Source organism: Actinacidiphila sp. bgisy167 (genome assembly GCF_057707665.1).
The window spans coordinates 15,833-35,256 of record NZ_JBYIQP010000074.1 but is presented as its reverse complement, the minus strand read 5'-3'; the positions used below and the strand labels follow the sequence as shown (position 1 = coordinate 35,256).

The window sequence follows — 19,424 nt, the reverse complement described above, 5'->3', positions numbered from 1 at the left end:
GCCGAGTTCCTCGGGCGGAGAAGTCGTCGGGGCGGCCACGATTCCGCCGGTGGGCGCGTGGGTGAGGGCCTTCAGTGTGATGAGAGAACGGATCACTGCCTCTCGGTGCCGGCCGTCGTAGACCAGGTGCTCCGCCCAGGCCTCCCAGAAGGCGCTGGTCTGCGTGAGGGCCGCCTCGGCATCGGAAGCCTCGGGCGCGGAAGCCCGCGCCGCAAGGCGGCGGAGAACGACTCGGCGAGGGCGTTGTGCCAAACTGGCTGGTCGGCGGTGCTGTCCACACCCGGCGAGCAGGCTTCCGAGGGCCGTGCCCGGTGCGGCGCAGTCGGTGCGCTGGAGGTTCCTGCGCACGGTGGCCCCAGCCGGGGCGGCGGATCCAGTACGTGCGGCGGTGCGTCGGCGGTCCGCGACCTGGTCGGGGACGTCGCTCCGGCCAGGACGGTGCTCGCGGCCAGGGGCGAGACGACGCCGGCCTCTGACCGCCGGGGGCACCTGGGCCGAGCAGAGGTCGGCAGGCGGGGGTAGTGGTCACCGGGGGCCGTGCCTGCTCACGCATCAGCCCCCGGCGACCACCCGGTCCTGCCCCGTCCCCTGAATCCCCCTCAACCTGGTCACACCGGTTGAACGACGGTCCCGCCCGGAGACCTCTTCGCCGGGAACCCTCCCTCGTCAATCCGGGCTACGGGGCAGACGGCGTCATGACCGTCCCCTTACTGCGGGCAGACTTCTATGGGTTGTGCCTTGTTGCTTCCGATGGAGATCTTGACTCTGTGGTCGAGGGTGTTGGCGAGCCGTTGGGTGATCATCATCCACACGACGAGTCCTTCCGTGGGTGTGGTGAGCAGGATGTCGGTGTTTTCCATGCCCCAGCCCCGTGTGTGGGTGATCTTCTGCCGGATCGCTTCGGCGGCCTGTCGGGTCGCGGTGGTGACAGCCGTCTCCAGGGTCGCGCTGTCCGCCGTCGCCTGGAGGTTTTCGGCCCGTTCCCCGTCCAGACCGGTGATCTCCTGCGCGGTGAAACGGGCCGGGTGGCGGATCACCTCCAGCGGGAGTCCCACACCCGGCCTGCCCGTCGCCGCCGGCGCTGTCTCCTCGGTGAAGGACACGACGGGGGTCCACCGATAGGGCTGCCTTGTCCCAGGCCTGCTCGTGCTTTCGGTCAGCGTGTGGCTGCCACGATCGACCTGATCACCGTCTCGTTGTGCCGGGAGCGGACCGGACTCGGGAACGAGATCCCCGGTGACCGTCTCGAGCCGGCGGAGGGAGGAATCCGCCGTATGGTCCGGCACCGCGACCGTGTCGAACTCCTCGTGCAGTCCTTCGGACAGTTGGCGGGCGGGGCGGACGGCGTCGGTCACCTCGGGTTCGGCCTGATCAGTGGCCGGGGTCTGCGGTGTGTGCTGCCGGGACGATGCGGCCGTGTCAGGCGTGCGCCCCGACCCCTCAAGTCCCGCCACCTGGGGGGTATCGGGCCGCACGGCCCGTGCTCGGGCCGATGAGGCGTTGTGGTCGGCGGTGTTCTGCAGGTAGTCCTCGGGCAGGACCGTCGGCTGGGGGGCCGGGGGTCTGGTGCCGGTGGCGGTTCGGGGTGCGTCGAGGAAGGCCTGGACCCCCATGGGTTCTGTGGTCTGGGGAAGGGTGAGCGGGGGTCCCGTGATGGCGCCGCGGTCAGTGTGGGTGGGGGTGAGGACGAGGTGGGTGTCGTTACTGGTGAGGTGGTGACCGTCACGCTCGAAATCGACGATGTCCGCTACGAGGTCCTGGTTGTCGGTGCGGCCGATCGAGCCGTCGGGGTTGAGGTGGTAGCCGTCCTCGCTGACCCAGCTGCTTCCCCAGGGTGCCCAGCGGCCCGTGAGGGTGACGCCGCCGGCGAGCCGCACCGTTCCTGCGGAGCCGACCTCGTAGGTGTAGGGGCGTGTGGTGTGCTCGTACTGGCGTGTGAACGTCCGGAACACCTCGGCCTGCTCCCGGGCCTTGCCGGTGGAGGGCGGTGTCTCGTACAGGGCCTCGTGGACTGTTTCGGGCGCGTGTGCCTGACCGTGTTCCTGGGACAGCGGCGACGGCGCCGCGCCGAGGGTGACGCCGTGTCCTGGTGCCCAGCCTTCCTTGAACGGGTCCGCACCCACGGTCCGCGTCCCGCCCGCCAGTCTGGGTGCGGACAGGGCGCGTGCTACGGACGCGCCCGCTTGAGAGCCCTTGGCAAGGGCGGCAGCGACGGCGCCGAGCGGGAAGTGCGGGCCCTGCGCCCACTCGCGTGCTGGCGCAGGCCTCGATTTCTGCTCCTGCTGTCGAATGACCTCACCCGCCTGTTGACGCAGGGTGGGTTCCAGGGTGTCCACCGCGAACACCTCGAATCCCAGCTGGTGCAGTCGCTCGCCGGCTTGGATGAAGTCCTCCGGGGCCTTTGGCCGGTTCAGCGCCAGACGCTCCAGAGCGTCGTGGTACGCGGTCACGGCTTCGGCGACAGTCTCGGACTGCTGCATCGCCTCTCGCGCTGCCGGTGTAAGGCCCCCGGCGGCGGTTCCCGTCGTGCGGTCGTCCTGCCCGCCGGCATTCCCCACAGCGTCACGATCAGCCGTCCCACTCCCGGCACCAAGCGCGTCCACCAGCGACCTGGACTCCAGCAGCACCGGATCGTTGGCCACCATGTCCAGCTCGGGCGGACCGTCCATGAACTTGCCGTCGGTGTTGTCCCAACGGTACTGGTTCCCCAACCGGGTGCGGGCGACGGCGTAGACCCCCATACGCACGAACCCCGAAGGATCGAGGAGATAGACGATCGCGGCCCCACCGCTGCCCTGCACCGTGTGAATGTGCAACGGCGTGTTGAGCTTCCACCTGCTCCGCGGCTCCCGGACCCCTTGCCCCTGTGCGGCCTGCTCCAGCTTCTGCCGCTGCGCGTCGTCGAACGACTCGGCCTTCAACCCGCCCAGGTACACGATTTCACCGCTGTGCTGCCAGGTGCCCGGCATGTTGGCACGGACCTGCGCCAGTCGCTGCGCCTGAACGGCACGCCGGGAGTCCATCTGGCTCTTCCGGTCTGCCAGCGTCTTGTTCCAGCGGACGCGTGCGACCTCGCTCGCCCGTCCGTAGTGCGGTCCGGTCAAGGCGGCATCGGCGACCTGGAGGAACGCCGCGAAGTGCTTCTCGAAGGGGTCCGGGCCCATCAGCGACTCGTCCTTGCCGCCCACCGCCCGGGCATCGGTGCTCAGCGGCGGCAGGTTCCGCTCCAGGTACGCACCGAACTGCAGATCGGACAGCCGTTCGGGATGGTGGACGAGGTCGTCGGCCAGCGAGACGTCACCGGACAGCAGGGCCAGCACGACCGGGTCCTGGGAGATGGTCCGCGCGATGTCCCGGCCGTGGGCGCCGGCCAGGAGATCCGTCAGCTCCTGCGGGGCCGCCTCGACACGTTCCGTGCCCGTCGACGATCCGCCCGTGGCAGGCGTGGCCGGCATCGTCCGCCGGGCCCGCCCGGACGCCGCGACACCCGACGCCTGGCCCTTCGCCGGCCGCGCGTCCCGCTGCTGCTGTTCGCGCTGCCGCAGCCTTTCCAGCAGCCGCCCCGGTTCCGGATCCGCCAGCACGTCCTGGAACGCCTTCTGCTCCCGCCGGGCGAGGTCCCCCACGTTGTCGCTGAATGCCGGGTTGCTGATCGCCTCGTCCTGCCACAGCGGCTCGGACACCAGCCGCGCAGCGAACGCGGGATGTTCCTTCATCACCCGCATGATCCCGGGCCGTGTCAGGGCATGCCGAACCCGCTCCGCCGCTTCGGAACCGATCACACCGTCATGGGCGATCAGCACCTGACGCACCTCGGGGTAGCGCCGCAGAGCACTACGGAAGGCGGCGCTGAGGACCCCACCCAGTGCGGGATGCCTGACAGCCACCTCCCAGAGACCGCCCCCCTCAGCCAGGTCGTGACGCAACCCCTTGTTGGCCACCAGGACATCAGCCAGTTCAGGCCGGTCCTCGATGGCGGTCCACACGCGCGGGTGGTCCTTGACCAGCTGGGCCACGCGCGGATTGGCCAGCACAGCCGGCAACGACGAATTCCGGGCCATCTTGGCGACCGCAGAAGGATTACGGTGCAGGAACTGCAAAACCTCCGGGCTGAGCAGTCCCCGGCGCACCTCGTCCGGTACCGAACCAAGCAGTCGCACGAAGCGGGAAGACGCCCTCACCACTGGAAGCGCCGCGGGGGTGAGAACTTCCCCGACCAGCTGCGGATGTGACGCAAGCTCCTCCACCAGCTCGGCGTTCCCCAGCACCCCCGCCCACTCCGTGTCACTCACCAGAAGATCAGGCCGCTCCCCCAACGCCTCGGCCAACCCCGGGACCGCCTCCAGCACCCGGACCAGCTCCGGACGCCGAGCCGACGCCCCCAACCGCCCCTGACTCGCCACCACCGCACGCACCACACGCTCGTCCGCCGCGGACAACGCGTGAATCAGAGCGGCAGACTCCGGCCGCGCAAGAACGCGGATGGTCTCCGCACTGTCAACGGCCGCCTGCGCCGCACTCGCGCTGCGCTCCAAGAGCTGATGGGGGGCTAGGGAAAGAACGGCAATCTCGTACTCGCGTTCGGCTACGGCGTTGAAAAATGTGCGATTCCTTGACGCGGCGTCCACAAAGTTGCGATTCGTGAGTCTAATGCGCCAGTTGTCTTGCGATATGAAGAGGCGGTACATGTGGTCGTTGTCTATCAGTTGGCGCGGAAGCGTTGACAGGGAGGGGGAGGTCAACTGGCGCAGCACATTTGGATCTTGGAGGACGATGCCGAGGATCGAGGGGCGGCGCTCGAACAAGTCAAGGATATCCCGCGAAAAGAACACCGCCTGCGCCACATCCCTCCTTGCTCGTACGGCGCTCTGCAGAGAGGAAGCACTGTCACGCAGCGTCGAGTAGCGCTGAATGACCTCATCCACGGAGTCGATCTGAACACCCTTCAGGTCGTCCTTCAGCTGCTCAGCACTCGCCTTGCTCCGGATGCCATTGACCAAGATTTCGACGGCCGATGTCAGTCGCCTGTCGAGCTGGAAACCGTCTTGTGTCACCAGCTCGGGCCCTAGTTTTCTGATTTCTTTGGTCAAGTTCTTGAGGGATGTTCCGGTCGAAATTCCTGGACGCAGCGTTGCATCTACCGCCTCCTTGAACTCCTGCCCGAGACCATCTCTCCACTTCTGCACGAAGTCGGAGTCACGGGAAATGGCCACCTTGAGAGCCTCCGAATGCTCCATCAAGGCTCTGGCGGTCGGCTCCGTTTTCCGCAGGTTGAGCTCCTTCAGCAGCTCTCCGTCGGTCAGCAGCCGCCTCCAGTGGCCTGCCGGAATCCGGCCGAATTGGGAAGTCAGCCTACTCAGGACCCCGCTCGCGTGGGTCAGGTTGCTGACTACCGCCAGCCAGTCCTCGCGCGTGAACTCGGACACCAACTGCCGATGCCGGTTCAGCAGGCGAAGTGGAGCAGAATCATCGGAGGAGAGAGCGTCCAGGCAGTGCAGCCCGGCACTCCTGAGACCCGGCGACCATATAAAGGAGGGATTGCTGGCTATGGCCCCGGAAGTCAATGGGTCTCTGTCCGTGAAATCAGTGGCAAAGAACGCAAAAGCCCGCGGTTCGGACAACGTCATAGACGGCACCACAGGACTTTTGTGCGTCGACCGTCGGACGTCTTCTCTTGTCTTCAGCGCATTGTCTATAACATCCCTGTAGCCGCTGGGATATTCGAAGTACAGCTCCCATTCTGAGTAACGCGCGATGCCCTGAAGGATAGCGAGGGCTACTGAATCATTCGCCGGCAGGGCATAATCGGCCGGAATGGATTCGACGGCCCTGCGCAATTGGTGTGGCCACTGAAAAGCTTCTGGGTTGCGCTCCAAAAGGTGTAGGAAATCTGCACGCACGTCCGGGTGCTGCCCCTCGGCCAAGGTTGCCAAGCCGATATGCAGAACAAAGTTTTTCCTCCTGAGGCTTTCCAATAGGTGCGGGTCAAGGTTCTCATGCATCTTCCCCGGCGTGTACCTTCGGGTGGTAGCACTGTCAACGAGCCGTGGCGGAGAGGAGGCGGAGCGGAGTTCCTGCAGCAAATCTTCATCGTCCAGCTCGTCATATGCGTGCGGATAGGCCGATATGACTTCCGCTACTGCCGCATTTTTCGTCGCCTCGGCGAGCATGTCTGGACTGTCCAGAAGTCGGTATGCGAGATCTGGATTCTCTTCCAGCGCGTACGCCAGGTCCGGCGACTGGCTGAGCATCTCCACGGAGTCGGGATGTGCGAGAGCGATATCGAGCATCGCCGGACTGAACAGGATGAGATAGTTGAGTTCTGAATATTCCCTGAGAAACTCTTTTGTCGACTCGTCGTCCAGTATTCTCCGATACAGATCGGCACCACTCGAGAGCCACTCTCGTCTGTGCTCATGATTGTAGATGGCTGATATGAGAGCCGCTTCCGGCAGGATCGACCACAAGGTCTCCACGGGATCCATGGAAGCCAGCAGACCGGCTGCAAAACGCGGACTCCTGAGGAGACTGAGGAGAACACCCCTTGCGGACAGTGTCACCCGGAAGGTTTCGATATGGCCTGCCAAATTCTTTAGAATTATAGGCTCCCTGAACGCCAGATCAATAAGTGCCGGGTCCTTCTCGAGTGCTTCGATCAGGCCATCGCGGCCAAGGACGTCCTTGGCTTCTTTCCACCAGTGAGTGGATGCAGAAATCAGGCCTTGCAGCACCGCGGGAGCTTTGACCAGTTTGTCTGCCAGGTGGGGAGATGCTGTCAGCAGACTGCGAATTTCTCTGCTCTCCACCATCGCATTGATCATGTGCGGATGGTTCAGGATGACCTTACGGTGTTGTTCATCCGGCAGTTGCCTCACCCGCAGGACAGCCATGACCAGCATCTGGGGCGAACCGTAGCGAAACGTCATCTCCGGGGCCAGGCGGAGTGCAAGCTCCTCGAGCTCGGAGCGCTGCTCCGTGAGGTTGCCCCTCAGATTTCTGGTCTCCTCTTTGATGGCCTTCGCGACCTCGGGAGAGACAGGGTCGACCTGTACGGGGGCCGAGGACGAAGACGCCTCGCCCGGCTCGATCTTTTTGACGGACTTCTTGCTGCCACGGACTCCGCCAAGCATGCGGACGGGTTGTCCGTGGTTGAACAGGTGCTCCCAGATTTTCACGGCGGCCATTTCAGGGGCCATGTCCGCGATTATATTCTGCCGACGCAACTCGGCGTATTTGCTGAGTATCGCGTCCTCGCTCGCGCTGCCCGGCTCGGGGTCCTGCGCCATGCTGCGCCGGGCTCTGTCCTCCCTTCGCACAGTGGTGATCAGGGCTGTCGCGTAGTCGGTCGACAGGCCCTGCTCCTTCCACCTTTCCGGATGCCTGACGAGGCCCCCACTCGCTCCAGCCGTCACGCCCGGGATCTCTGACACCGTCTGCTGAGCAGAATTGGGGTCCTCGCGCAGAACCGTCCGCTCCGCGGGACTGATCCGGCCGAGGTTCGCCTGCTCGGTGAAGTACGCAGTCAGGACCGCCAGCTGTTCCCGGGGGTCGGACAGTTTTTCCGCTGTCCTGGCAACGTCGTCGTCTACTGCGAAGCAGATTCTGGAGAGATCGGGCATGGGTGACATATCCTCCTGTTTCGGACTCGACTGCCGGACGGCTGTGGATGTTGCGTCGTCTGCTGTCCGGTCGATCGTTCTATCCTGCCTGTTCCGTGTCTGTGGGTTGCATCCCAGGGTCGCGTGAATGAAGTTCTTGGGCGCTTCGGTGTGGCGTGCTCGAGGATTTCGTCGGCGGGCTTGGTCCAGGTGAAGGGCTGGCAGCGGTCGTCGTAGGCGTCGATGTACCGGCGGACGGCGTCCTTCAGGTCGGCGACGGAGGTGACGGTGCCGCGGCGTATGGCCTGCCGGGTGATGATGCCGAAGAAGATCTCCACCAGGTTCAGCCATGAGCAGGAGGTCGGCGTGAAGTGCAGGGTGATCCGAGGGCTCTTCGCCAGCCAGGCCTCACGCGAGGGTGCCTGTGGGTCGCGTAGTCGTCGACGGCCACGTGCAGCTTCACCCTCGGGTGGGGGTGGGCCTTGGCGACCTGCTTGAGAAAGCGCAGGAACTCGTCGTTGCGGTGCCGGGTGTGGCAGGCGTCAGCGGCGATCTTCCCGGTGGCGATCTCCAGGACCGCGAAGAGCGGTCCGCGGCGTTACGGGAAGCGGGCGCGCTAGGGTCGTGGCATGGCTGACGACGCAGGCCCCGTGCGGGTCGACGCCTGGATCTGGTCCGTGCGGCTCACGAAGACACGCTCCATGGCCGCCACCGCGTGCCGTGCCGGGCATGTGCGGGTCAACGGCGAGCGGGTCAAGCCCGCGCACGCGGTCCGCCCCGGTGACGAGGTGCGGCTGCGCGGTGCCGGGCCAGAGCGGATCGTCGTCGTGGCACGCCTGGTGCGCAAGCGGGTCGGCGCTCCCGTCGCGGCGGAGTGCTACGTCGACAACAGCCCTCCGCCGCCCACGCCGCAGGAGGTGCCGGCGCCCGTGGTCCGCGACCGCGGCACGGGCCGTCCGACCAAGCGGGACCGGCGGGAGATGGAGCGCCTGCGCGGCGCCCGCTGAGGCGGCGCGCACGGACGGGGCTCCGGTCGGGCGCGGCCCCCTGTGACGGGGCGCCACGAGATGCCACGGGCCGCTCGGCGCGGTGCGTGCTCGATCACGGGACGCCCGACCGCGGTCTCCCGACGGGACGAGCCCGCTGCCCGGACCGGGTGGGTGCCGGCGGTTCGGGGCCGTCGCCGCATGCCGCGCACAGGCGTGACGCCGTACGGTGACGGGTGGGCGGAGCCCGGGCGTGGGATGCGGCGCCGCTTCCCTGCGCGGGGACTGTGGTGCATGAGCCCCTGCCGCCGGTCCCGAGGCGCGGGGCGGAGCTCTCGGGACGGCGGCCTGTGGTGGAACCGCTGGCGGCGGCCGTGCGGCTCGTCGACACAGGCGACGCCCTGCTGGCGCCGTCGATCACGCGCAGGGTGGAATGCTTCGCCTCCGGGGCGGCGGCCACGCGGGACGGTCCTTCGGCCAAGCTGGCTCTGCGTGGCCGGGCGCAGGCAGTGGTCCTTCGCCTATGAGACCGGCCTGGTACGGCCGGGTGGCCCGGGCGCCGCGGCATCCTCCGGGCGTGGACCCCGCCGCTCCCTCCCCTGAGCACGCCCGGGTGGTGGCCCCGGGCGCCTCGCCGCCCAAGCCGGGGGGCCGAAGCGCTGCGCCGCGGGCCGTGGGCGCCGACCGCGGCGGCCGCCACAGCGATGACGCGCCGGCGACGCGCTCAGGACAGCGGCGCCACGTAGACCCAGGCGCCGTCGTGGCGGACGAAGCGGCTGTTCTCCTCCATCACGTCGTGCTCGCCGCGCAGGCTGTAGTGCGCCCGGAAGGCGACGGTGCCCTCGTCGTGGAAGGCGCTGCCGCCGGTCGTCCCGAGGACCTCCAGCCGCTCCCAGCGCAGGCCGTCGTCGAGGTCCAGGTCCGCGGGCCGGGTCCGCGGGTGCCAGGTGCGCAGCACATAGTCCGCGTCGCGCACCGCGTAGGCGCTGAAGCGGGAGCGCATCAGTGCCTCGGCGGTGGGGGCGGCGCTGTCGCCGGAGTGGTAGCGGCCGCAGCAGTCGCCGTAGGCGGTGGGCAGCCCGCACGGGCAGGGCGCGTCAAGGGACGGCACAGGGCGGGAGCGCGGGCGCGGGGCGGAACGGCGGCCGGGGCGGGACTTGGGCATGCCGCCATTGTGCACGCCCGCGCGGGCGCGCCCCGGCCCGCCCGACCTCCGGTCCTCTGCTGCGGGTAGCCTGCGGGACGCGAGATCCCCGCCCGACCACCTCCGAGGAGCCCCCGTGACGCAGCCGAGGATCGCCCTGGTGACCACCGCGCACCTCCCGGAGGGCGCCGTCGACCACGACCTGCCCCTGCTGCGGGACGCCGTCGCCGCCGCGGGCGCCGAAGCCGCGGTCGTGAACTGGCACGACCCGGACGTCGACTGGTCCGGATTCGACCTGGCGCTCATACGGTCGACGTGGGACTACACCCTGCGCACCGGGGAGTTCCTGGCCTGGGCCGACCGCTGCGGCGCCGCCACCGCGCTCCTCAACCCGCCCGCGGTCGTGCGCTGGAACTCCGACAAGCGCTACCTCGGCGAGCTGGCCTCCCTCGGCGTGCCCGCGGTCGCCACCCGCTACCTGCCCCCCGGTGGCGGCGTCGAGGGGCTGCCCGGCGACCACGAGTTCGTCGTCAAGCCCACGGCGGGTGCGGGCGCGCGCTACGCCGCGCGCTACCGTCCCGAGCAGCACGAGGAGGCGCGGGCCCACGTCGAGCGGATGCACGGCGAGGGCATCACCGCCATGGTGCAGCCGTACATGCCGCGGATCGACACCACCGGCGAGCGCGCCCTGGTCTTCGTCGGCGGCCGCTTCCTGCACGCCATCTCCAAGAACGCCGTGCTGTCCCCGGACACGCGCTACGACGCCCGCAAGGTCGCCCACCCCGGCGTCCGCCCCTGGACCCCTACGGGGGCGGAGCTGGCCGCCGCGGAGCGGGCGCTGAGCGCCGTGCCGGGCAGGCCCGAGCTGCTGTACGCCCGGGTCGACCTGGTCGACGCCGAGGACGGCACCCCGCGCGTGATGGAGCTGGAACTCATCGAGCCCCAGCTGTTCCTCACACACCACCCGGACTCGCTGCCCCTGATCGCCGATGCGGTGGTGCGCGCCGCGGGCTGAGCCGGCCCGCGCGTACTCGCCCGGGCCGATCCGGCCTTCGACGTCATGGCACGGGCAGCCCGCGCCTGGCCCGACCGGCGAGCGGCCTCGGCCGCCACGGTGTGGTGGTCGTGCCGATCACCGGGGGATGCGTGCCCACAAGGCGGCGTGGGGGTCGTCCGGCGCCACCTCGGCAGCGTCGCGTCGCCTGCCGGACGTCGTCACCAGGGGGAGATCACGGGGAGTCCGGCGCGCCGGGCGGCCGCCGCCAGGACCTCGCGCAGCATGGCGGGGGTGAGCCGTCCGGTGAAGGTGTTCTGCTGGCTGACGTGGTAGCAGCCGTACAGGTGCAGCGGCGGCTCCGCCTCCGCGGGAGCCGCCAGCGCCACCTGCGCTCCGTGTCCGAAGCGGGGCAGAGGCCTCGGCAGGCGGTACCCGGCGCCCCCGAGCACGGGCAGCAGCGCCTGCCAGCCGAACGCGCCGAGGACGACGACCGCGCGCAGCGTGGGCCGCAGCAGTTCCAGTTCGCGCACCAGCCACGGGCGGCAGGTCAGCCGCTCCTGCGGGGTGGGATTGTTGGCGGGTGGCGCGCAGTGGACGGGCGCGGTCACGCGCACCCCCAGCAACTCCAGTCCGTCGCCGGGTGCGGTGGAGGTGGGCTGCGAGGCGAGGCCGACGGCGTGCAGCGCCTCGAACAGCACGTCGCCCGAGCGGTCGCCGGTGAACATCCGGCCGGTGCGGTTGCCGCCGTGCGCCGCGGGAGCGAGACCGACCAGGGCCAGAGCGGCGTCCGGCGGGCCGAAGCCCGGCACCGGACGTCCCCAGTACTCCCACCCGGCGTAGGCGCGGCGCCGTACCCGGGCGGCCTCCTCGCGCCAGGCGACCAGCCGCGGGCAGGCCCGGCAGCCCGTCAGCCGCTCGTCGAGCGCGGCGAGGTCCCGCGCCCCGGGCGCGGCGTGGGCGGGGTAGCCGGTGTGTTCCTGCTGCACGTGCGTGCCGTCCCTTCGGACCGTGGCGACGGGTGTGCGACCGGCGCTCGTACGGCCCGTGCCTCACGCTACCCAGCCCCGGGCCCGGCCGCCTGCCGCCAGGGGTGGCGAGGAGGATCAGAAGGCGTAGCGGACGCGGAGCCACGGGGCGTGCTCCGCGGCGAGGGCCACCAGCCGGTGCACGGCCGCCGCCTTCTGAGGGGCGCGGTAGCGCACGTTGAGGTCACCGTTCTGCGAGCGCTTGGGCTCCTGCAGCGCCGGGCGCCACAGCAGCTCCTCGGCCCGGGGGTGCCAGCCGAGGTTCACCTCGTGCAGGCCCGCGTTGTGGGTGAGCATGATCACCTAGGCCGCCGCCTGGGCCTTGACCGCCGCCGGCAGGACCTCGTCCAGCCGCCGGAATAGCCCGGCCCACGCCTCCTGCCAGCCGGGGCGCATGACGACCGGCGACAGGTTGAAGTGCACTTCGTACCCGGCGTCGAGGAAGTCGCCCGCGGCGGCGATCCGTTCGGCCACCGGGCTGGTCCGGATGTCCAGCAGCCGGGAGTCCTCGGGGGGCATCAGCGAGAAGCGGATCCTGGTGCGTCCACGGGGGTCGAGCCGCAGCAGGTCGGGGTTGACGAACTTGGTCGCGAAGGAGGCCTTCGCCGTCGGCCACCGCCGGAAGGCGGACACGAAATCCGCGGTGTTGTCGCTGATCAGGTCGTCGACCGAGCAGTCGCCGTTCTCACCGATGTCGTACACCCACGCCTGCGGGTCGCACTGGTTGGGCGCGGGCTTGCGGCCCTGCTCGGCGACGTGCCGCGCGACGCGGCCGACGATCCGGTCGATGTTGGTGAAGGTGGTGACCGGGTTGGCGAAGCCCTTGCGGCGCGGGACGTAGCAGTAGGCGCAGGCCATGGCGCAGCCGTTGGAGGCGCCGGGGGCGATCCAGTCGGCGGAGCGGCCGTTGGGGCGGACGGTCAGCGTCTTCTTCACCCCCAGCACCAGCGTTCGCGTCTTGACCCGCACCCAGCGTCGGGCGTTGCCCTCGTTGCCGTGCAGACCCGCAATCCGCCAGTGGGACGGCATCTCGACCACCTTGGCGTCCGGGAAGCGGGCGAGGATCTCCCTGCCCCGCTGGGAGGCGGCCGCCGCGGGCTCGGCGTACACGGTGCGGACGTCCAGCAGGCGCGCGGCGGCGGGGGAGTCGCGGAAAGGGGCGCCGCCCGCCGCCGGGGTCGGGGCGGGCAGGAGGTCGTCGAGCGGGAAGAGCCCGTCCGGTTCCGGTGCCACGTTCCGAGCGTACCGGGGCGGGCGGGCGGCCGGAGGTGGGGACCGGGCCGGGGGCCGGCAGCGGCCTGCTACGGCGCCGCGGGGGACGACGTGCGCGGATCAGGGCCGGCGGCCAGCCAGCCGGCGATGGCCACGGTGATGGGCTGCCCCGTCGCCAGTTCGACGAAGCCGAACTGCCCGCCCTGGTTGCACTCCAGGAACCACCAGGTCCCGTCGGTGTCCACGGCGAAGTCGAACGCCCCGTAGGCGAGTCCTGCCGCGGCCATGTACCCCCGCACCGAGCGCGCGATGCGCACCGGCGGCTCCACGGGCTCCCAGTCCGCGTCCCCGGGGCCGCCGAACCGGCCGTCCACCTGGTCGGGGCCGGACGCCTTGCGGGCCGTGAACAGCTCCGTCCCCACGCAGGTCAGCCGGATGTCGGCGACCTTTGGTATGTACTGCTGCAGCAGTGTCGGCCCGGCCGCGACGGCGGAGAAGTCGGCGTCCGGGGCGACCAGCGTGGTCGGCAGCGCCAGCGGCGGATCGCCCGGGTGCGTGCCGGATACCGACTTGACCACCACCTGCGGATGCTGCCCGGCGAACTCCCGCGCGGCCTGCGGGAAGGTGGTGATGAGCGTGGCCGGGACGGCGAACCCGCAGTGGTGCGCGGTGAACAACTGCCAGGGCTTGTAACGGGCCTGTGCCGCGGCCGCCGGGTGGTTCATCCACCGGGCCCGCACGCAGCGCAGCGCCCCGTACAGCGCCCCGCCGGCCTCGGCGGTCAGCCACGCGGACTGCTCCGCCGCGCCCGCGCCGGGGGTGCCGGGCCGGCGGATCCAGATGGAGCGCACGCTGTCCATGCTCACCCTGCGTTCCTGCACCGAAATATGACCGCGGACATCACCGCGGACGTATTCCGCCGACAGGGAGACCTCGCCCGGCAGGTCCGCCGGGTCGAGGCGGACCACCGGCGTCCCGCGGTCGTGCAGCGCCGAGACCACCAGGTCGGCTGTCACGTCCTCGGGCGAGGTGAGGATCAGGACGGTCATCGGGTCGGGGGGCTCAGTCGTCGAAGTGCGTCTTGGAGCCGGCGGTGGAGACGGTGGCGGCCGTGGCGAGCAGCAGCGCGCGGTCGGTGATGACGGGGCGACCGTCGGGGAGCACGTTCAGCTGCAGGGCGGCATCGTAGGTGTACGGAGCTACGAATGTCTCGGGTGTGGCCGGTCGGGCATGGATGAGCGCGAACGGTCGCATGGTTTCTCCTCACTTCTCCTGCGCGTCGGGCGGCAACCGGCTCCAGCGCCCAACTGCGGCCCTACGTATGAGACTCACTTGTGGCCCCGAACCGTTCCCTGTTGTCGATGTGACGCAGGTAACTAAAAGTGCCTGAAGTGCCTGAAGTTGTCTACGAAGAGTGACATGGCGACTCTCGTTGGTAGGAGCGCGGGCAAGCGTCTGTGTTCCGATACCCGCTGCGCGGCCCGGGGCGCACACCGTCACGGACTCCCCGTCACGGAGGCCCCTGCCCGCGCTCCTCCTCCAGCGCCAGCACCTCGGGCAGGTTCCCCAGCCGCTCCAGGCCCCGAACCGCCCTGACCGTACGGTGGTTGGCGGCGAGCCGGTCACGGTGCCGGTGCACGAAGGACCAGTAGCCGGTGGTGTACGGACAGGCGCGCTCGCCCGTCCGCTCGGCGGGCCGGTAGGCGCAGCCGCCGCACAGGTCGCTCATGCGCTGGATGTAGGCGCCCGCCGAGGTGTACGGCTTGGTGGTCATCAGCCCGCCGTCCGCGTACTGGGACATGCCGACCACGTTCGGCGCCATCACCCAGTCGTGGCCGTCCACGAAACAGCGGTGGAACCAGTCCGTCAACTCCTCCGGGTCCCAACCGCGTTGCAGCGCGTGGCTGCCCAGGACCATCAGCCGGGGGATGTGGTGGGTCCAGCCCGTGTCGCGGACCTGGGCCAGCACCGTCGCCAGGCAGCGCGCCCGCACCGCGTCCGCGTCGAGTTCCAGGAACCAGCGCGGCAGCGGCGTGCGGTGGCGCAGTTCGTTGCGCTGCCGGTAGTCGGGGCCGAAGTGCCAGTACAACTGCTGGACGTACTCCCGCCATCCGGCGACCTGCCGGACGAAGCCCTCCACGCTGTTCAGCGGCGCGTCACCGGAGCGCAGCGCCTGCTCGGCCCGCTCGACGCACTCGGCGGGGTGCAGCAGCCCCAGATTCAAGGGGGCGGAGAGCAGACTGTGGCTCATCACCGGGTCCTCGGCGAGCATCGCGTCCTCGTACCGCCCGAACTGCGGCAACCGGTGCTCGATGAAGGAGCGCAGCGCCGCCAGCGCCTCGCGCCTGGTCGCGGGGAACAGCCGGGGCCCGTCGCGCCCGACGAAGCGGACCTGGCCGTCGCGCTCCCAGCGGTCCAGGTCGTGCCGGACCTCCTCGTCGATCTCGTCCTCCCGCGGCCGCCAGGGCGGCGGCACCCCGAGGTCGCCCCGGCCGCGCGGCGGCGGCTCCCGGTTGTCGTGGTCCAGGTTCCAGCGTCCGCCGGCCGGTGCGTCGCCCTCCATCAGCAGGTCGTGGGAGCGGCGCACCCAGCGGTAGAAGTCCTCCAGCAGCAGGCGTCCGCCGCGGCCCTCGAGCCAGCCGGTGAAGTCCTCGCGCGAGACCAGGAAGGCGCGGTCGGGGAGCACCGCGACCTGCTCCAGCGTGCCCACCAGCCGCAGCGCGGCCCGTGAGCTCGGCCGGCACACGGTCACGCGGGCGTCGCCGACCGCCTCACGCAGCCCCTCGCGGTAGGTGCCGGCCCGCACGTAGCGCACGCGGTCACCGAGCTCCGCCGCACGGTGCCGCATCGCCGACAACACGAGGTGGGCCTTGGCGCGGTGGGAGCGGCGGCGGGCGAACACCGAGCGCGCCTCGATCATGACAGCCGGGACAGCGGGGTCGAGGAAGTGCGGCCCCAACTGGTCGCCGAAGAGCCAGTGCGGACGTGGCGTCATGGGGACGTACCTCCGGTGCGGCGTCGGACGGGCGTCCGGGATGTGCCGGATGTCCTGGGCGGGGACATCCTCCAGCACGGTGGCCCCGCGGCCCCGTAACGCCGCCCGCGGCGGCCCGCTGGTGTCGTCGTGGCGGAGTACCGGCTCCCGGCGGCGTCAGCCGCCCGGCGCCGCGGCGGCGGACGGGGCGATCAGGCGCTGCCAGCGGATCTCGCCGTCCACGACGGCGGACGTGGGGGTCAGGCCCGCGGCGGCGGCGACGGACCGGGAGGCCCGGTGCGCGGGGTGCACATGGGCGATGACGCGGTCCACGGGGAGCGCGGCGAGCCGGGCGACGAGGGCGGCGGCCGCCTCGGAGGCGATGCCGCGGCCCTGCCAGGCGGTGCCGACCACCCAGGCGACCTCCGCGACCGCGCCGTCGGGGGCGTCCCAGGCCACCGTCGCCTGTACGGTGCCCGTGAGGCGGTCCTCCGTACGCAGCCGGACCACCCAGTTCCACCAGGACACGGCGGGGTCCCCGGAGCCGGCCACCAGGCGGGAGTAGCGGGCGCGCAGGCCGGGCTCGTCGTACGGGACGCCGCCGATGAACGCGTGGAGCGCGGGGTCGCCGAGCACGGCGGCCATCTCCTGGGCGTGCTCCACCCTCAGCGGTTCCAGCAGCAGACACGGCGTGGCGATCGCCTCGGGGCCGTGGGGCCGTCGCGGAGCGGGCGTCACGCCGCGATCCCGAGGAGCCGGACGGCGTTGCCGTGCAGGACGGCGCGCGTCCACGCGTCGCCCAGGGCTTCGGTCACAGTGCCTCATCCATGGTGGTGATCCTCCCCCGACCCGCGCCCCGCCGGGGCTTCGGCGCTTGTCAACGCCGGCACGCATCCCTAGCATCGCCAGTGTCGTCGGTGTCGTCGGTGTTACAGCGATACTGTCATGCTCGTCGCGAGGCCGGAGGGTGCCGATGACCGGGGCGCGGGCGCGGCGGGGGGTGGCGGCGGCCGGTGGGCCGCTCGCCGGGGTGCGTGTGGTGGAGCTGGCCGGGATCGGTCCGGCGCCGTTCGCCGCGATGCTCCTCGGTGACCTCGGCGCGGACGTCGTCCGCGTCGACCGGCCCGGCGGGTCCCCGCTCGGGATCGACCCGGCGTACGACATCACCAACCGCAACAAGCGCTCCGTGATCGCCGATCTCAAGAGCGACGAGGGCGTCCGGCTGGTCCTGGAGCTCGCCGACCGCGCCGACGTCCTGCTGGAGGGCTACCGTCCCGGCGTCGCCGAACGCCTGGGCGTCGGCCCGGCCGACTGCCACGCCCGTAATCCCCGCCTCGTCTACGGCCGCATGACCGGCTGGGGCCAGGACGGGCCTCTCGCCCCGCGGGCCGGGCACGACATCGGCTACACCGCCGTCGCCGGGGCGCTCGGGATGATCGGCCCCGGTGAAGGACCGCCCGCGATCCCGGCCAACCTGCTCGGCGACTACGCCGGCGGCTCCCTCTATCTCGTCACAGGGGTGCTCGCGGCCCTCCACCACGCCCGCGCCACCGGCGCCGGCCAGGTCGTCGACGCGGCCATCGTCGACGGCGTCGCCCATCTCGGCGCGATGATCCGCGGTATGGTCGCCGCCGGCGGCTGGCAGGACCGGCGCGGCGCCAACCTGCTGGACGGCGGCTGCCCCTACTACGCCGTTTATGAGACCGCCGACGGCGGGTGGATGGCCGTCGGCGCCCTGGAACCCGCCTTCTACGCGGAGTTCGCCCGGCTGCTCGGCCTCCCCGCGGACGCTCCGGACCGGGGTGACCTCGGACGCTGGGACGAACTGCGCGCTCTGATCGCGGCACGCTTCAAGTCCGCCACCCGCCAGGAGTGGACGGAGGTCTTCGAGGGCAGCGACGCCTGCACGGCGCCGGTGCTGTCGCTGGCCGAGGCCGTCGCCCACCCCCACCTGGCCGCCCGCGGCACCTTCGCCGACCCCGGCGGCGTCACCCAGCCCGCGCCCGCCCCGCGCTTCTCCGCCACCCCCGGCGCGTTGCGGCGGCCGCCCGCCCTGCCCGGCGCGCACACCGCGGAGGTCGCGCGCGACTGGGGCCTCCCCGCGCCCGCCCCCGGGGCCGCGGCGCCCGCCACCGTCGCCGGGCAGGCCGGGGACCGGCTCCCGTAGCCGGCCGCCGGCGCACGGCGAGCGCCCGTATGGTCACCCGCACCGCACCCTCATCGAAAGGCACCCGACGTTGAGCACCGACGCCTACGTCTACGAGGCCATCCGCACCCCGCGCGGGCGCGGCAAGGCCAACGGCTCCCTCCACGGCACCAAGCCCATCGACCTGGTCACCGGGCTCATCGACGAACTTCGTCGCAGGCTGCCCGGCCTCGACCCGGCCGCGATCGACGACATCGTGCTCGGTGTCGTCACCCCGATCGGCGACCAGGGCTCCGACATCGCCAAGACCGCCGCCATCGCCGCCGGACTGCCCGAGACCGTGGCCGGCGTGCAGGAGAACCGCTTCTGCGCCTCCGGCCTGGAGGCCGTCAACATGGCGGCCGCCAAGGTCCGTTCGGGCTGGGAGGACCTGGTGCTGGCCGGCGGCGTCGAATCGATGTCCCGCGTCCCCATGGGCTCCGACGGCGGTCCGTGGGCCATGGACCCGCTGACCAGCTACACCACGGGCTTCGTGCCCCAGGGCGTCGGCGCCGACCTCATCGCCACCATCGAGGGTTTCAGCCGCCACGACGTGGACTCCTACGCCGCCGAGTCGCAGGCCCGTGCCGCGCAGGCGTGGAAGGAGGGCCGCTTCGACCGATCGGTCGTCCCCGTCCTCGACCGCAACGGCCTGGTCGTCCTCGACCGCGACGAGCACCTGCGGCCCGGCACCACCGCGGAGAGCCTCGCCGGGCTCAAGCCGTCCTTCGCCGGCATCGGCGAGGCGGGCGGCTTCGACGCCGTCGCGCTGCAGAAGTACCACTGGGTCGAGAAGATCGACCACGTCCACCACGCGGGCAACTCCTCCGGCATCGTGGACGGCGCCGCCCTCGTGGTCATCGGCAACCGGGAGACGGGCGAACGCTTCGGCCTGACGCCGCGGGCCCGCATCGTCTCCGCCGCCGTCTCCGGCGCGGACCCCACCATCATGCTCACCGGCCCCGCCCCCGCCAGCCGCAAGGCGCTCGCCAAGGCCGGGCTCACCGTCGACGACATCGACCTCGTCGAGATCAACGAGGCGTTCGCGGCTGTCGTCCTGCGCTTCATGCGGGAGATGGGCCTGAGCCACGACAAGGTCAACGTCAACGGCGGCGCCATCGCGCTCGGCCACCCTCTCGGCGCCACCGGCGCCATGATCCTGGGCACCCTCGTCGACGAACTGGAGCGCCGCGACCAGCGGTACGGACTGGCCACGCTGTGCGTCGGCGGCGGCATGGGCATCGCCACCGTCGTCGAGCGCCTCTGACCGTTCCCGCGCCCAGACCTGCCTCCCGCCTCCCGT

Annotated in this window: 11 protein-coding genes and 4 pseudogenes; 5 read left to right on the top strand and 10 right to left on the bottom strand. The window is 70.9% G+C overall.

All coding sequences use genetic code 11. The features are described 5' to 3' along the window. From AC3ET4_RS24150 to AC3ET4_RS24140, 3 genes and pseudogenes are all read right to left on the bottom strand, one after another. Positions 1-198 (bottom strand): annotated as a pseudogene (locus tag AC3ET4_RS24150) (glycoside hydrolase family 15 protein); the annotation flags it as partial. A gap of 509 nt (positions 199-707) precedes the next feature. Further along, positions 708-7,619, bottom strand: coding sequence for a hypothetical protein (locus AC3ET4_RS24145; protein WP_431952812.1), 6,912 nt, complete (start codon positions 7,617-7,619; stop codon positions 708-710). 119 nt (positions 7,620-7,738) lie between these two features. Next, positions 7,739-8,184: pseudogene (locus AC3ET4_RS24140) on the bottom strand (transposase); the annotation flags it as partial. Positions 8,185-8,227: 43 nt separating this feature from the next. On the opposite strand from AC3ET4_RS24140, the gene AC3ET4_RS24135 reads away from it, so the two are divergent. Next, the gene (locus AC3ET4_RS24135; RefSeq protein ID WP_431952810.1) at positions 8,228-8,605 is read left to right on the top strand and encodes an RNA-binding S4 domain-containing protein; all 378 of its coding nucleotides are present in this window, start codon (positions 8,228-8,230) and stop codon (positions 8,603-8,605) included. Positions 8,606-8,940: 335 nt separating this feature from the next. After that, positions 8,941-9,187, top strand: a pseudogene (locus tag AC3ET4_RS24130) (DNA-binding response regulator); the annotation flags it as partial. Positions 9,188-9,308: 121 nt separating this feature from the next. On the opposite strand, the gene AC3ET4_RS24125 reads toward AC3ET4_RS24130, so the two are convergent. Next, entirely contained in the window at positions 9,309-9,749 is a 441-nt protein-coding gene (locus AC3ET4_RS24125; RefSeq protein ID WP_431952808.1) for a YchJ family protein, read from the bottom strand. 115 nt (positions 9,750-9,864) lie between these two features. Here AC3ET4_RS24125 and AC3ET4_RS24120 point away from each other — a divergent pair, with 115 nt between their 5' ends. Continuing rightward, entirely contained in the window at positions 9,865-10,743 is an 879-nt protein-coding gene (locus tag AC3ET4_RS24120; protein WP_431952806.1) for an ATP-grasp domain-containing protein, read from the top strand. Between the two features lie 200 nt (positions 10,744-10,943). Here the strand turns inward: AC3ET4_RS24120 and AC3ET4_RS24115 are convergent, their stop codons facing one another. From AC3ET4_RS24115 to AC3ET4_RS24090, 6 genes and pseudogenes are all read right to left on the bottom strand, one after another. Further along, a complete protein-coding gene (locus tag AC3ET4_RS24115; RefSeq protein WP_431952804.1) occupies positions 10,944-11,711 on the bottom strand; it encodes a uracil-DNA glycosylase in 768 nt (255 codons plus the stop codon). A gap of 117 nt (positions 11,712-11,828) precedes the next feature. Further along, positions 11,829-12,983 (bottom strand): annotated as a pseudogene (locus tag AC3ET4_RS24110) (spore photoproduct lyase family protein). Between the two features lie 68 nt (positions 12,984-13,051). Continuing rightward, the gene (gene tgmB / locus AC3ET4_RS24105; RefSeq protein ID WP_431952802.1) at positions 13,052-14,011 is read right to left on the bottom strand and encodes an ATP-grasp ribosomal peptide maturase; all 960 of its coding nucleotides are present in this window, start codon (positions 14,009-14,011) and stop codon (positions 13,052-13,054) included. Between the two features lie 13 nt (positions 14,012-14,024). Continuing rightward, entirely contained in the window at positions 14,025-14,216 is a 192-nt protein-coding gene (tgmA, locus tag AC3ET4_RS24100; protein WP_319140779.1) for a putative ATP-grasp-modified RiPP, read from the bottom strand. A gap of 256 nt (positions 14,217-14,472) precedes the next feature. Continuing rightward, entirely contained in the window at positions 14,473-15,957 is a 1,485-nt protein-coding gene (locus AC3ET4_RS24095; RefSeq protein ID WP_431952799.1) for a cryptochrome/photolyase family protein, read from the bottom strand. 156 nt (positions 15,958-16,113) lie between these two features. Next, complete coding sequence (locus AC3ET4_RS24090) at positions 16,114-16,674, bottom strand: GNAT family N-acetyltransferase (protein ID WP_431952797.1); 561 nt, start codon at positions 16,672-16,674, stop codon at positions 16,114-16,116. Positions 16,675-16,909: 235 nt separating this feature from the next. On the opposite strand from AC3ET4_RS24090, the gene AC3ET4_RS24085 reads away from it, so the two are divergent. Next, on the top strand, positions 16,910-18,103 hold the full coding sequence (locus tag AC3ET4_RS24085) for a CaiB/BaiF CoA transferase family protein (protein ID WP_431952795.1): 1,194 nt from the start codon (positions 16,910-16,912) through the stop codon (positions 18,101-18,103). Between the two features lie 70 nt (positions 18,104-18,173). Continuing rightward, entirely contained in the window at positions 18,174-19,388 is a 1,215-nt protein-coding gene (locus AC3ET4_RS24080; protein WP_431952793.1) for an acetyl-CoA C-acetyltransferase, read from the top strand. Positions 19,389-19,424 lie beyond the last annotated feature (36 nt).

Bases quoted from the DNA above. Each gene is read 5' to 3' on its own strand.
- AC3ET4_RS24145 (WP_431952812.1), bottom strand. From the start codon at position 7,619: ATGCCCGATCTCTCCAGAATCTGCTTCGCAGTAGACGACGACGTTGCC.
- AC3ET4_RS24135 (WP_431952810.1), top strand. From the start codon at position 8,228: ATGGCTGACGACGCAGGCCCCGTGCGGGTCGACGCCTGGATCTGGTCC.
- AC3ET4_RS24125 (WP_431952808.1), bottom strand. From the start codon at position 9,749: ATGCCCAAGTCCCGCCCCGGCCGCCGTTCCGCCCCGCGCCCGCGCTCC.
- tgmB (WP_431952802.1), bottom strand. From the start codon at position 14,011: ATGACCGTCCTGATCCTCACCTCGCCCGAGGACGTGACAGCCGACCTG.
- tgmA (WP_319140779.1), bottom strand. From the start codon at position 14,216: ATGCGACCGTTCGCGCTCATCCATGCCCGACCGGCCACACCCGAGACA.
- AC3ET4_RS24095 (WP_431952799.1), bottom strand. From the start codon at position 15,957: ATGACGCCACGTCCGCACTGGCTCTTCGGCGACCAGTTGGGGCCGCAC.
- AC3ET4_RS24085 (WP_431952795.1), top strand. From the start codon at position 16,910: ATGACCGGGGCGCGGGCGCGGCGGGGGGTGGCGGCGGCCGGTGGGCCG.